The sequence below is a fragment of the Levilactobacillus humaensis genome (genome assembly GCF_024345185.1).
Taxonomy (GTDB): Bacteria; Bacillota; Bacilli; order Lactobacillales; family Lactobacillaceae; genus Levilactobacillus; species Levilactobacillus humaensis.
The window spans coordinates 21,936-35,329 of the sequence record NZ_BROB01000019.1; the positions used below are offsets into that span (position 1 = coordinate 21,936).

The following is a 13,394-nucleotide window of genomic DNA, read 5'->3' on the forward strand; positions in this document are numbered from 1 at the left end:
AATCAAATTGACTATCAATTCTTAATGGGGAATCGGCTTGTGGGTAAACTCCGACTGCCGCCGCAACTGTTTGCGGGTCTGTCCCACCATAATTTTCGTCGGATAGACCAGGTAGCCATCCAAGGTCCCGCCAAAGCTGGCGACGCAAAAGCTCATAAACCCCCAAATTGCGGGCGACCAATTTGGAAAATAAGGTGCCACGCAAGCGATGATCGTGAAGAAAATAAAACCAACTAAGCCTTCAAATCCCTGCCGACCAAACCGACTGAAGTACGGGTACTGGCGAGTGAACAGGCCGTCAACAATGACCAGTCCGAGCATTGCCCCTACCGCCAACTGTTTGCTAGATGCGATGGGTTCAAAAATCAACGGACTCATCATCAGCATCAACATCAGGAGAAACCAGAACGAATGAAACGCATAGCGCCAATCAAACCGCATCTGAATCGCCTCACTTTCCAAGTTGGGTTCCGCTTTTGGACTCCCAGTGTAGCACAGGAAAGCTTAACAATAGGCTAACGGAAACTGACCTGGTTAGGGTAGTTGCAATACTAACGTTCAGTCGATTTCTTTTCGGATCGAAAGGCTCCCAGCATGCTGAGTAAGGCCCCGAGTCCGGTCACTACCAGCACCAGCAAGGCCCATTTAGACCCCAGTGCCGTCTTCAACGCCGTACTGCCGGTCCCAGAGGCCTGGCTAGCGGCGATAATCGCGGAAACCACAGCGGTCCCGATGGCCCCAGCAAACTGCTGGAGGGCGTTCATTAAGGCATTACCATCCGCCTTAAGGTCGGCCCCCAGTTGTTTCAAGCCAGCCGTCATGATGTTCCCGAAGGCGACGCCGATCCCAATCATGTAGGCCACGTAGAGCCACAACACAGCCCCGACCGACAGATGATTAGCAAAGACCGTCATCAGAATCAACGTGATGACAACAACACTCAAGCCCAAGAGAATTGGCCGCTTAGCCCCGAAGTGATCTAGGATTTGACCCCCGATCGGCGAAAAAGCAGCCCCGATAACAGCTCCCGGTAGGACCACCAGTCCGGCCACGAATGCCGTCTGTTGATCGACCAATTGCAGGTAATTTGGCAGGATGAAGGATAGTCCCAGCGCGGTTGTTTGCACCAGAAAGAAGGCCAGTAAATACCAGGCAAAGGCGTGGTTGCGCACCGCGGCCAGCTGAATCAGGGGATGGTCAACGTGATCTGATCGGCGAACAAAGCCAATCACCCCAACGATGCCGACGATCCAGGATCCCAGAACCGACCAGCTCAGCCAATTATGACTGCTAAGCGAACTGAACCCGTAAATCAGGCCCCCGAAGGCCATAATCACGGCAATCATACTGAGAACATCGAAAGACTCCCGCTTCGTGGGCACAACCTGCTTGATTGTCCGAATTCCCACAAAGAATGAAATGATCAGAAAGGGCACCAGAATCCAGAAAATATAGCGCCAGTTGAAATTGGTCACTAGAATACCCCCGTAGGTTGGCCCGATAGCGGGTCCCACGGCCGTGATCAGCGTGCCAATCCCGGTCATCAACCCAATCCGACTCAGTGGCACCTGTTCAAGAATGATGTTAAACATCAAAGGTAACGCAATCCCCGTTCCGAGTCCTTGAACAGCCCGGCCCAGCAACAACCACGTAAAGGTTGGTGCCATGGCATCTAGTAGCAAACCCGCGATAAATAGAAGGTTGGCCGTCACAAACAGCGACTTCAACTTAAAACGTCGTTTCAAATACGAGGAGATCGGCACAATGCAGGCCACGATCAGGAGATACAGCGTGGTCATCCATTGAACGGTCCCCGTCGTCACATCAAACTGCTTCATCAACGTGGGAAAAGTGATGTTCATCGCGGTCTCCACGATGACCCCACTCAAAGACATCAGACCAGTGGCCAGAACGGCCCCGACTACGCGTGGTTCAATTTTTTCACTTGCCATTAGCTAACTCCTCTCCGGGGATGGACTTTCCCCACTGTGAAACCTTCTGTAACGCGTGACGAAAGGTGGCAGCCTCGTTGGCCGTCATCCCCTCCAACATCTTGGCATCCTGTTGTTTCAAATAGGTCGTGACGATCGGGACCAATTGTTGCCCCTTGGCCGTCAGTTGCAGTTGTCGTTTGCGACTATCACCGCTAGCCACTACCCGAGAAACCAGGTCACGTTCCACCATTCGCTTGATCATCACCGACGCCGTAGAACGTTGCACGTGAAACTCCCGCTCAACGTCTAACTGATAGGTATCGGCCGTTCCCTGCCGACCGAGAAAATCAATCACGGACATCTGCATCCCTGTGAGGTCATATTGTCTAGAAAACTCATTCATTTCAAAATCCATCTGGTGCTCGGCATCTCGTAGCCAGGCTCCCAATCTTCTATTTGGCATGTCACACTTCCTTTTGTTAGTCAGCTAACAATTTTAACCTGAATGTTTAGGAAATGCAAGGGTTAATTACCGTCGGCGGTGGCTAGGAGTTCCGTCCTGTGGGGCACGGGTAAAGCCAAAGAGCGGTCTTTTCCCTCGCTTTAAGCCCCACAAGGGCGTGGGTCTTAAAGGCGTCCCGTTCTGTAGACCCGGAAAACCACCGGATCAACAGAACCGACACAGGACTACACTCCCAGCCACCACCAACTCTATTTCGATGATAAACTACCCTCTAATATTGAATAGCTAATCCTTACTAAACGGCGACAATAACAGCAACCCAAACGTGCGATAAGCCCACCTCGGCATGACTTCCGACAAAGTTGACCTGTCAGTTTTCTAACCCTTAACGGAATCGCGGCATATCCTACACTTCCCAGCCGAAGGCACCTAGACAGAACCCCCGTGTCGGTGGTCTTAGCCGAGGTTTTGTCTCGGCTTAGAGCACGGCCAACTTTGAAACTCGTGGGTTTCGAGGTTCAAGGTTGCCCTGAAGACCGCTCTCCAGGCTTCAGGTCTGCCTCATGGGGGCTTCTGTCTAGGTGCCGCAGGCGACCAACTTAAACAACAGATCAAAAAAGCCGCACATGATCAAGTGTGATCACATGCGACAGTTAAATTTAAGTTTAGAGATTGTCACCCTTGGCCCGTAACAGTTCACCTAAAGCTGGTTGTGCCTTAGGATCGATGTGGCTGGTCTTGGCGTAGGCATCAACCATTTCTTGGCCGTAGAGCTTGGCATCGAGTGGCATGAAGGCTGTGCCGATTGGGTCGTCGTCCTTGATAACGGCGTTGACCACGATTGGCTTGCGGTTTCCCTTAGCCTGCAGGTCTTTGATTTGATCGAAGACGTCTTCGACTTCGGCGTTGTTGGAGACGGTGAAGCCAATCCCACCGAGTCCTTCGGCAACCTTAGCCCAGTCGGCATCGGTCAAATCAACCCCGTACAAGTGTTGCTTGGTGTCGACTTGTTCACGATAGATGAATCCGAAACGCCGGTTACTGAAGACCACGTTAATGACTGGTAATGCGTAGCGGGCTTCCGTAATGATGTCGGGGGCCACCATGGCGAACCCACCATCACCGGAGAAGGACCAGGCTTGACCATCGGGCACGCTCAAGGCCCCGGCTAAACCGGCTGGCAAGCCATAACCCATCGTGGCAAACAGACCAGAAAGTACGAAGCGTTGTTGCTTATCCATTGGTAAACCACGAACAGACCATTCGGAAACATTCCCGGTGTCGACCCCATAGGTATCCTTAGGGCCAACCATGCTGGCAACCTTCTTCATGACAGCTTCGGGTGCGAGACCCTTGCTGTCGTCATCGGCCTGTTGGACCAACCAGGTATTCCAGTTCTGCTTGTTCTGTCGGTTGGCGCGCAACCAATCTGTCTCTGGCAAGGTTTCACCGGTAGCGATCATGGCCTGGAGATAACTCTTGGCATCACTGATTACGGCATAGTCAATCGGGACCATTTTCCCAATATCAAAGGAATTATCGTTAACTTGAATGATCTTAATATTCTTTGGCCAGAACTGGGCAAATGGAAACTCGGACCCGAGGAAGAGAATCAGGTCGGTGTGCTGAAGCGCTTCAAACCCAGACTTGGAGCCTAAACGACCAAATGTCCCAATAGCGTTGGGATGATCGGTGGGGATCACGCCAGTAGCAGGTACCGTGTTGAGCACGGGAATATGGAACTGTTCACTGAATTTGACCAGTTCGTCTCTGGCGCCGAGTAACCCACGACCAGCGTAGATTAAGGGGTGCTTGGCATCCTTGATCAGGTCGAGTGTGGCGGTTACCGCAGCGGGATCGATCGTTTGGGTGTAGGTGTTTGAGACCGTGTTGGGTGTCTTGACAGGTTCGTAGTCAATCTCCGTTGCTGACAAATCTTCGGGGATGATGACCACGGCTGGGCCCTTTTGCCGGTAAGCTTCACGAATGGCCTGGTTGACCATGTAAGGCAACTGTTCGGCCGTGGTAGCGGTCCGGTTGTAGACAGCCACGTCGCTAAACATTGGCGTCTCATCCATTTCTTGGAAGTAATTCGTATTCATGGTTGGCTGAGGAACTTGACCGACTAACGCCAACATTGGCACGTGATCCATTTTGGCATCGTAGAGGCCGTTAAAGAGATGTGTGGCCCCAGGACCGGCGGAACCAAAGGCAACGCCGACCTTACCGGTATACTTGGCATCAGCCGCAGCGGCTAAAGCCCCCACTTCTTCGTGGCGGACCTGGATATATTGAATCTTATCCTTTTCCAGATAAAGGCCTTCAACGGTATGGTTGATAGAACCCCCAGGAATGCCGTAGAGGTGATCGACACCCCATGCCTCTAAAACTTTGACCAATGCTTGACCCGCAATCATCTTTGTCATTTGAACCGCGCTCCTTTGGTGTAGGTGTCAGTCATTCAGCACCCCAAAATCATTGATTAGTCACATCATAGTCCCAACTCACGGTGAATACCAGTAACTGTACTTACTTTTTGTTAGTGAAAGGTTTCACTTATGAAGCGCTTTCAATTTTAAAGAGTGTGACATCAGGCGGTTAGCCGGCGAGCATTAAGTCTGATAAGCTTGGAGACGCAAAAGGGTCTGGAATCTATCCCAGGCCCTTCATTTTTTTGAATTTAGATTGTCGAAACGTGTGCCAGAGGGCAGCCGACTCCGCTTAACCCCGTCAAGAAAATCATCCAGGTTCGGGATGATTCTCTTGACGACGTTAATGCTCGCCGACTAGGCGCCCTCTGGCACACTCTTTTCTTTACCAAAAATGCCGGTGTTTCAGCATCAAGGCCACCCAGGCCATGACGCCAACCATGATCGCCACGGTAATTAGCCAGGAAACGCCCTGATTGGCAAATGGAAGTTTAACGTTCATCCCGTAGAATCCCGTCACAATGGTGGGAATCGTCAAAACCAATGACCAAATAGTCAAGAACTTCATCGTGTCGTTCAGGTTATTATTCAGCACATTGTTGAATGTCTTGGAAATCCGGTCGACGACATCCGCTTCGATCGCCGTCATTTCGGACGTTTGGCGTGCTTCAATGACAGCATCCGTCAGACGCTCGTTGTTGGTATCCGAGAGTTGCTTGCCAAAGGGCGTATTGTTGAGATTAACCACCATCATGGCATTGTTGCGGGTGGCACTGACGAAGTACGCCAGACTCTGTTGCAGGTTAGACAACGCGATTAAATCCTTGTTATCCGGTGACTGATTAAGTTGCCGGTCCAAACGATTCTGCTCCGCATTAATCTTGCGAATGGGTGGAATGAACTGGTCAAACAAAATGAATAGCCCAACCAAAACAAATTCATTGGTATCCATAATCTGTTCCAACTTTAGTCGTTCGCTCAACGTTTGGTTCACCCACTGGGTATTCTTGGTTGTAATGGAAAAGACCCGATGGCCCTTCAGTAAAAATGTGACCGGTCGCGTGATATAACGTTGCGACACCTGATCCACGACAACTGGCACGTGGAACACGAAGAGTTGCGTGTTCAAATACTCGTCACGGTCATAGTGGGACCGTTCGTTTTCATCGGTAACGTAGGTTAGAATTTCATCGGTCAGGCCATAATTAACCTGTAAATTCTCCCGATCGGCATCGTCCTCAACCATCGCCATTACCCAGACCAGGTCTTGTTCCCCCGTCCCAATCTTTCTTTCAACAATCATGTCATTCCGCTCCTTGTTAAAACGCTGTTTACAGTGTACCACGAGGGACTAACTTTTACCGCCAAATTTTGGTGATTGGCACCCCAACTACCGGTCAGGTGCGGCGGACTGGACTATCGCGATTAGGGACGATCCAGTCGGTCAAGGTAACCATAATTTCAGTTAGAAATGCTTATTGGGAACATTTGTCGGGGAGGTTGTGGGTTGATGCTCGGTACGTCCAGCAGCTGGATGACCTTTCCTCTATATTCAAGTCACCGACAATCTTAGCCGGAGGAGGCCAGGGATGGAGCCGGCCGTGGCGGTACAGTTAGACCGAGTGTTCTTCTCGGCCTTACTGCACGGGCGACTTTGAAGACCCGCGCCTCTGGCGGGGCTTCAAATCGAGCGAGAAGCCCAAGGGGCTGAAGCGTCCCCACAGCAGGCGGAATTCCTGGCAGCCGCAGGCGGCCAATCTCACGCACTTAGACGCCAACTAAATACAAAGAGGTCGTCACACCCGGACCCCACGCCCGAAAATGACGACCCCTTCAATCACTAAATTTTGACACCGAATTAATTATTACTCTCCAAGCTGGCGGCATAGGCCGTTTCCTGTTTGATGACCCGTTGCCGTTCCTTCTCGTTATACCAAGGCGAGATGGTGAAGGCCAAGACGTCGTTAACCAGGTAAACAGAACTGTTGATAAACATCGCCAACGTTGCCGAACCCTGACGGAAAGAAATGAACCACAGCACCATTTGTGCCAGGCCAGAAGCAATCCACCAGACATACTGGTTGTTGAACCGCAGGAAGCAGATAACCCCAGCGGTCAGACTGATAGCGAAGCTAATGGCATCGACCCAAGGCCGTGGATCGTCGGTGAAGGTGCCAATCCCCCAGCCAGAGACCAGGTAGATGGCCACCGTTGAAGCCAGCGCAATGACCCAGGTCCGTCCGGTAAACTTGCGGATCTTAGATGCCATGTTAACGTTCCAGCTAGCACTCAGGAGCACCGGAATATCCAGCGTCGCCACATAGGCCACCTGTTCGAAAATACTCAGATAGTTCTTCGCCGCATACCCCGTGATAATGAAGCAGATCGCAGAAAGCACGCCAAGAAAACCATTAACTGACTTCGCCGCGTTAATCGCCAGGACACAGAGAACCCCCAGCGTCGTCCCAATAAACGTCAAGACCGTCAGCAACGTAATTTGTTGGCCGACCAGCGTCATGACTTGGCACCCTAGGCTAAAGAAGAACAGGTAATAATTTTGTTGTGGCCACCCTTTGAGTTGGTGGGATAAAAATTGAATATAATGCTTCATGCTAATTGCGCTCCCTCTTCATTTTCTTTAACCACATCTAGTATTTCATCACCGGTGAAGTGGTCATTTAGCACAACATGTTGTGGCGTTCAATTTGAACAACAGGATCGATTATAGCACGTAAATTTCCATTCTGCGGCCTCTTTTTAAATTTGTTTCATGCCGCTTTTGGCCGTCGTAAGCGCTTACGTTTAGGCAGTCACAGCCGTGAAACAAAAATAAACAGTCCCAGGGGTTGCACATATTCGTTGGTTTGAGGGAAAAGAAAAAGACCAGTCGCAAGCGACTGATCCTAGCTTATAATTCATGCGTTGGTTATTAGGACTCGGGTGTTTCTGAGGTCGCCTTGGCCGTAGCCACCGCCAACATTTGAGTCAGCTCACTGACAGTCAATTGACTGCCACCGGCTGCCAACTCGGCGTGACTCATGACCTTGGCCGATTTGACCAAGAGGTCATGACAAGCCATTTCTAAGGCTTCACCGCTGGCCGTCAATGATAATGGACGTACTCGGCGATCGGAAGACTGATAGCTTTGCAGCACATAGCCCCGGCGAATTAATTGCGAGATTCCGCGTGAAACTGCCGCGCGAGAAATCCCACGACTGTCAGCGACTGTAGCCGAAGTTAGCTTACCGGGTTCCTCCAAAATATGGTGTAGAATCGCGTACTGATCCACGGAAATCCCCATTGCCCGTTGGAACCGTGTCGCTGACTTCTCCAATTCTCGCTTTAACTCCATGTAAGATTCGAAAAAACTTTCCGCATGAACGACCTTACTCTTTGCCATAGTATTCATCATATCCTTATCTTCACTCGCTAACCGCTAAGATAATTAACACGATTAGCAATACGCAAAATGGTTGACCCCATAGAAATATCTATACATTTAATAATAAAGAACAATTTGCAGAAATGCAATAGGAATTCACTAATTTGTAAAAAAGTTTAGGGTATAAAAAAGGCGGCCGCGTTTTAAACCCGGTCCGCCCCGCTAAAACTTTACTCCAGTTTTCTTAAATGATACAGGCGGGCTTCCCAAGGTTGAATCTCGAGATCGTCTGACTCCGCATCAAATGATTCTGACCAGCGAAGACGGCGGGCAACATGTCACGCCGTAATTGTTCCAGATCGGTCTGTTCCTGTTCATCATCCGTGACCTGGACATTTTGGCCATCATATTTAGCCAAGAGATCCTTAACCACGGCCATGGATTCAGGGCTAGATCCTTCGAGCTTAAAGATTAGCATGGCGCCACTATTTGACGCGTAGTGCGTGTGTTCAAACTTGTCCAAGGCCACCACGGTATTGCCATCCAAGGCTTCCAACATGGTTGGATAGACCCCGGACATCCGAATGGCGGTCACGGCCTTCGCCAATGAGCCCATGTTACTGAAGAAGGCCACACCCATGACGGTTTGCCCCAATGGGATTGGCATTAATTTTACGGTAATTTCGGTAATGATCCCGAGAGTTCCCTCGGATCCCACGAAGAGTTGCGTCAAATCATAGCCAAAGGCCTGCTTTAAAGTCCGGCCCCCCAGTTTGATTTCACGGCCATCTGCCAAGACGGCTTTCAACCCCAAGACGTTATCCTTGGTTGCCCCGTAGCGCACGGTACTCATCCCACCAGCATTGGTCGACACATTCCCACCAATCGATGAGATTGGCTTAGAACCAGGGTCTGGCGCGTAGAACAAGCCCCGTTTTCTGGCAGCCTGGTCCAAATCACCATTAATGACGCCGGGCTGGACAACCGCCACGGAATCTTCCTTATCAATTTCTAGAATTCGATTCATTTGCCGAGTCGAAAGAATCAAGGCACCCGGTTGGCCATCGGAACCGACAACGGTACTGGTTGCCGTGGTTTGCGGAATGACAGGTAAGTGGAACTTACGGGCTGTCCGCAAGACCCCTTGAATATCCGCGACACTTTCAACCTCGACAAAAGCCCGAGCCAACCCACTTTCACCACCAGAAGCATTCGAATTAAACGATTGTTTCTTGAGCGTGGCCATATCGGTTTCGACCGTGCCATCCTTAACTTGAGACGTCAGGTACTCGAGGATTTCTTCATCAGAGTATGCACTGAATACTGTCATTTGTAGGACCTCTTTCTGTGTTTTGGAATCAAGGTCATCATAGCACCACTTCAAAAAGAATACCTTATTGATTTCTCGGCCAACTTGATCTGTTTGGAAAAAGCGGTTCCATTGTGATGAAATGCGCTATAATTGAGGTATCGAATTAGGAGGTATTTAGCTATGCGTCGAAAAAATCTACAGGTTACCGATTTAATCAAGCTCAAGGCATTCTTACGGACAGGTCACGTCATCAATACGGCTATGCACGATGGTGATTACCCTTACGTGGTACCAACAAACTATGGTTTCCAATTTGATGAAGACGGCCTACTCCACCTCTACCTTCACGGGGCACCGGAAGGCAAGAAGCGTGATTTAATCGCCAAGGACGGTCACGTCGCCTTCTCCATTGTTGCCAAGGCAGAACGTTACGACACCCCTGATGGGGAATTGTCGAACAACGGGTACGCCTACCAGAGCATCATGGGAACCGGGAATGCCAGCCTGGTCACCGACTTGAAAGAAAAGCGCGAAGCCTTAGAACTGATTCTAGATCACGAGCTGGGTAGCCGTGACGAGTCCCTAAAGCCTGCCGACGTCGAATATACCGGGGTTATCCGGATCGACGTGACTGGCATGACTGCCAAGGAAGCCACTAAAGACAAAAATTAACTTATGAAAATCTGGGCTGATACCCAGATTTTTTTATTTGAGCTTTTTGTTGCAAATGCAACTTAATCGTTTTATACTAGGCCTACGCGTTTTTTTAGAAATAAAAGGAAGTGAGCACTTGCCAGATATTCTAAGATCCATTGGCATCATCGATCGCGCGTTAGATACCATCGCCAATATCGAGTTCAAGGAAGTCAATCTCACCCGCGGCCAGTACCTTTACCTGGTCCGCGTCTACGAGCACCCAGGCATCATCCTGGAGCGCCTAGCCAACCTCATCAAGGTCGACAAGACCACGGCGGCTCGCGCTATTCAGAAGATGGAGAAAAACGGCTTGCTAGAACGCAAGATGAATCCCGCTAACAAGAAGCAAAAACAGATTTACGTCACCGACAAGGGCCGTCAGGTTTACCCCCTCATTCACCGGGAGAACCTGTACTCTAACGAGGTTGCCCTGACCGGCATCTCACCTGACGATCAAGTGAGACTACATGATCTGCTAGAACAGGTTGCGAAAAATATCGAAGACGACTACAACACCGTCAAACGCGGTGAGAAACGTCAGTATTAAGAGGTTCACTCATGACTAAACCAACTTTCACCATTGTGGCCACCGACCAACTAGCTGAATTACGACGCCTCAGCATTGACACCTTCACAGATGCCTTTGGGGCTCAAAACACCGCAGCCGACCTCCAAGCTTACCTGACGAAGGCCTTCAGTCCTAGCCAGTTGGCCAGTGAGTTAGCTGACGTTAACAGTCAGTTCTACTTTATCCAGGTTGCGAATGCGGTTCGCGGGTATCTCAAACTGGTCAGCCACACGGACTATTTGGAAATTCAGCGACTCTATCTCACCTCTGCGGTCCAACACCAAGGTTATGGCGCCGCGGCCATTGTCTTTGCGGCCCGTCGCGCCCAGTTAGCTGACAAATCTGAGCTACGTCTCGGCGTGTGGGAACACAATCTAGCTGCCATCGCTTTTTACCGCTCTCAGGGCTTCCAGCAAACCAGCAGTCATCCCTTTCAGCTGGGCTCCGCCACACAAACCGATCTCATCATGACCAAAAAAATATAAAATTTGGAGATGTTCATTTATGAAACAAGCCATCATCGATCCTTCCTTCTGGGAACTGTTCCCTCAAGGTCAAATCAGTATTTTAACCCTCAAAGGCATCGACAACCACGTCAACGAAGCCGACGACCCTTACTTCCAAGAACTCCTTAACGATGGGGCCCGCGAATCCGAAAAATTCATCACCGACGAGACCTTTAGAGAAAATGCCGTCATCGCCGAATGGCGGGATGCCTTACGGAAGTTCAAGACGAAGAAGGGCGCCCGTTCTTCAATCGAAGCCCTTCTCAAACGGATCAGCCAAGGCAAGCATCTCAGTCCCATCAATCCCCTGGTCGACATCTACAACAGTATTTCACTAAAATATGCCTCACCTTGTGGCGGGGAAAATATCGACGCCATCGCCGGTGACCTCCACCTCGGTCTCGCTCAGGGTGGCGAAGGCTTCCGTCCCTTAGGTGACACCGAAGACTCTCCTGCTCTGCCGGGCGAAATGATCTACTATGATAACGACGGCGCCATCTGCCGCAGCCTCAACTGGCGTGAAGCCCAACGGACCATGTTGACGGAAGACACGACGAATGCCGTGCTGGTCATCGAAGCCATCAATGCCGACCAAGCAGCACGTGCTAGCGAAGCCATTCAGGAACTGAAGGGCCTTTGCGAACACTACTTCAAGGTTACTGGGACGACCACTCTCTTAACCGCCGACCATGCCTCCACTAATTTGGTGGACTAGGCTTAATTCAAAGGTCTTGTTAAATGTGACCGCCTGCGGCTGTCAGGGATTCCGCCTGCTGTGGGGACGCTTCAGCCCTATGGGTCGGGCTTCTCGCTCGCTTTGAAGCCCCGCCAGGGGCGCGGGTCTTCAAAGTCGCCCGTGGTGTAAGGCCGAGAAAGTCACTCGGTCTAACGCCACCTCCACGGCCGGCTCCATCCCTGACCTCCTCCGGCTATACTTGTTTTTTGAATGACCGTTAGTGACACTTAATGGTCAACTAGTATTATATCCAACGACTAGCAATTCATTCCTTGAATTAGTTACTCAATCAAAATCACCACAAGTTCCGTCAACAATGACAGAATCTGTGGTGATTTTTTTATTTGTATCTGTTAAGTTTTGAGGACACTTAAACGTACGTAAAATGAATACGAACAAGAAATTTCATGTCCGATGAACCACCGGACAAATTTAATTGGCGAGCCTCCGTTGTGCGGCCTGAGAGCCAATTTGCGACAATCTGTTTTACAAAGTTGTGGTTTACACGCAATCTTAGCCGAAGGAGGCCAGGGATGGAGCCAGCCGTGACGAGTCTGTTAGGTTGAGTGATTTTCTCAGCCTTACAGACTGGGACGACGTTGGAGACCCGCGCCCCTGGCGGGGCTTCAATGCGAGCTGGAAGCCTGCTTTTGGCTGGAGGCGTTCCCCACAGCAGGCGGAATCCCTGGCAGCCGCAGGCGGCCAAATTAAGCCAACTGCGTAAACTGCTTATTCTCCAACCGATATTGATGATCGCACTGAGCGGCTACATCCGGTTCATGGGTCACAATGATCACGCACTTATTCTGTTCGTGGGCAATCCGTTGAAACTGGTCAATCACGGCCTTGGTATTGTCCTCATCCAGATTTCCAGTTGGTTCATCGGCCACAACCAGTTGCGCATCACAGCACATGGTCCGGGCGATTGCCACCCGTTGTTGTTGCCCACCAGAGAGGTGCTGGACGTTACGGTCGATCAGGTCATCCCCGATCCCGAGGTCATTTAGAATCTGTTTGGCATACGCCCGATCCCCGGCATGTTCCGCCTCCGTGATGGCCATAGCCGTCAGGAGATTATTCATCGGCGACATGTAGGTAAAGAGGTTGTACGCCTGAAAGACAATCGCCACGTCATGGCGACGGTAATTGGTCAGACCGATCTGTTTTAATGACCGGTCACCCAACAGAATGTCACCTTCCTTGGGCTTGTCGAGGCCGGCAATCAACGACAGAAACGTCGTCTTCCCGGTCCCACTGTGCCCCAGGATCGCGTAAGACTTGCCCGGCTCAAAGGTCAGGTTAATGCCTTGAAACAACGGTTGTGTTTTATCCTGGTACCAGTAACCCAGGTCTTGTGTTTTTAACATC

Annotated in this window: 12 protein-coding genes and 1 pseudogene; 4 read left to right on the forward strand and 9 right to left on the reverse strand. The window is 50.6% G+C overall.

Annotation, left to right across the window (positions count from 1 at the left end):
• Positions 1-21: 21 nt before the first annotated feature.
• The 8 genes and pseudogenes from OCU14_RS07450 to OCU14_RS07485 form a co-directional block, all read right to left on the reverse strand.
• On the reverse strand, positions 22-441 hold the full coding sequence (locus OCU14_RS07450; RefSeq protein WP_261810471.1) for a hypothetical protein: 420 nt from the start codon (positions 439-441) through the stop codon (positions 22-24).
• Positions 442-551: 110 nt separating this feature from the next.
• Positions 552-1,952 carry a DHA2 family efflux MFS transporter permease subunit gene (locus OCU14_RS07455; RefSeq protein WP_261810472.1) on the reverse strand — a complete coding sequence of 467 codons (1,401 nt, stop codon included), beginning with the start codon at positions 1,950-1,952 and terminating at the stop codon, positions 552-554.
• Positions 1,942-2,397: a MarR family winged helix-turn-helix transcriptional regulator gene (locus tag OCU14_RS07460; RefSeq protein WP_261810473.1), complete on the reverse strand. Its 456-nt coding sequence runs from the start codon at positions 2,395-2,397 to the stop codon at positions 1,942-1,944. The genes OCU14_RS07455 and OCU14_RS07460 overlap by 11 nt, the downstream gene beginning before the upstream one ends.
• Before the next feature lie 665 nt (positions 2,398-3,062).
• The gene (locus OCU14_RS07465; RefSeq protein ID WP_261810474.1) at positions 3,063-4,823 is read right to left on the reverse strand and encodes a thiamine pyrophosphate-binding protein; all 1,761 of its coding nucleotides are present in this window, start codon (positions 4,821-4,823) and stop codon (positions 3,063-3,065) included.
• Between the two features lie 388 nt (positions 4,824-5,211).
• Entirely contained in the window at positions 5,212-6,129 is a 918-nt protein-coding gene (locus OCU14_RS07470; RefSeq protein ID WP_261810475.1) for a magnesium transporter CorA family protein, read from the reverse strand.
• 555 nt (positions 6,130-6,684) lie between these two features.
• Complete coding sequence (pnuC, locus tag OCU14_RS07475; protein ID WP_261810476.1) at positions 6,685-7,437, reverse strand: nicotinamide riboside transporter PnuC; 753 nt, start codon at positions 7,435-7,437, stop codon at positions 6,685-6,687.
• Positions 7,438-7,755: 318 nt separating this feature from the next.
• Positions 7,756-8,226: a MarR family winged helix-turn-helix transcriptional regulator gene (locus OCU14_RS07480; RefSeq protein ID WP_261810477.1), complete on the reverse strand. Its 471-nt coding sequence runs from the start codon at positions 8,224-8,226 to the stop codon at positions 7,756-7,758.
• Positions 8,227-8,491: 265 nt separating this feature from the next.
• Positions 8,492-9,538: pseudogene (locus OCU14_RS07485) on the reverse strand (FAD-binding oxidoreductase); the annotation flags it as partial.
• Positions 9,539-9,700: 162 nt separating this feature from the next.
• Here OCU14_RS07485 and OCU14_RS07490 point away from each other — a divergent pair.
• From OCU14_RS07490 to OCU14_RS07505, 4 genes are all read left to right on the forward strand, one after another.
• The gene (locus OCU14_RS07490) at positions 9,701-10,192 is read left to right on the forward strand and encodes a pyridoxamine 5'-phosphate oxidase family protein (protein WP_261810478.1); all 492 of its coding nucleotides are present in this window, start codon (positions 9,701-9,703) and stop codon (positions 10,190-10,192) included.
• Positions 10,193-10,310: 118 nt separating this feature from the next.
• Positions 10,311-10,763 carry a MarR family winged helix-turn-helix transcriptional regulator gene (locus OCU14_RS07495; RefSeq protein WP_261810479.1) on the forward strand — a complete coding sequence of 151 codons (453 nt, stop codon included), beginning with the start codon at positions 10,311-10,313 and terminating at the stop codon, positions 10,761-10,763.
• Positions 10,764-10,774: 11 nt separating this feature from the next.
• Entirely contained in the window at positions 10,775-11,269 is a 495-nt protein-coding gene (locus tag OCU14_RS07500) for a GNAT family N-acetyltransferase (protein WP_261810480.1), read from the forward strand.
• 19 nt (positions 11,270-11,288) lie between these two features.
• A complete protein-coding gene (locus tag OCU14_RS07505) occupies positions 11,289-12,005 on the forward strand; it encodes a B3/B4 domain-containing protein (RefSeq protein WP_261810481.1) in 717 nt (238 codons plus the stop codon).
• Between the two features lie 728 nt (positions 12,006-12,733).
• On the opposite strand, the gene OCU14_RS07510 is transcribed toward OCU14_RS07505, so the two are convergent.
• Entirely contained in the window at positions 12,734-13,393 is a 660-nt protein-coding gene (locus OCU14_RS07510) for an ABC transporter ATP-binding protein (RefSeq protein ID WP_261810482.1), read from the reverse strand.
• Position 13,394 lies beyond the last annotated feature (1 nt).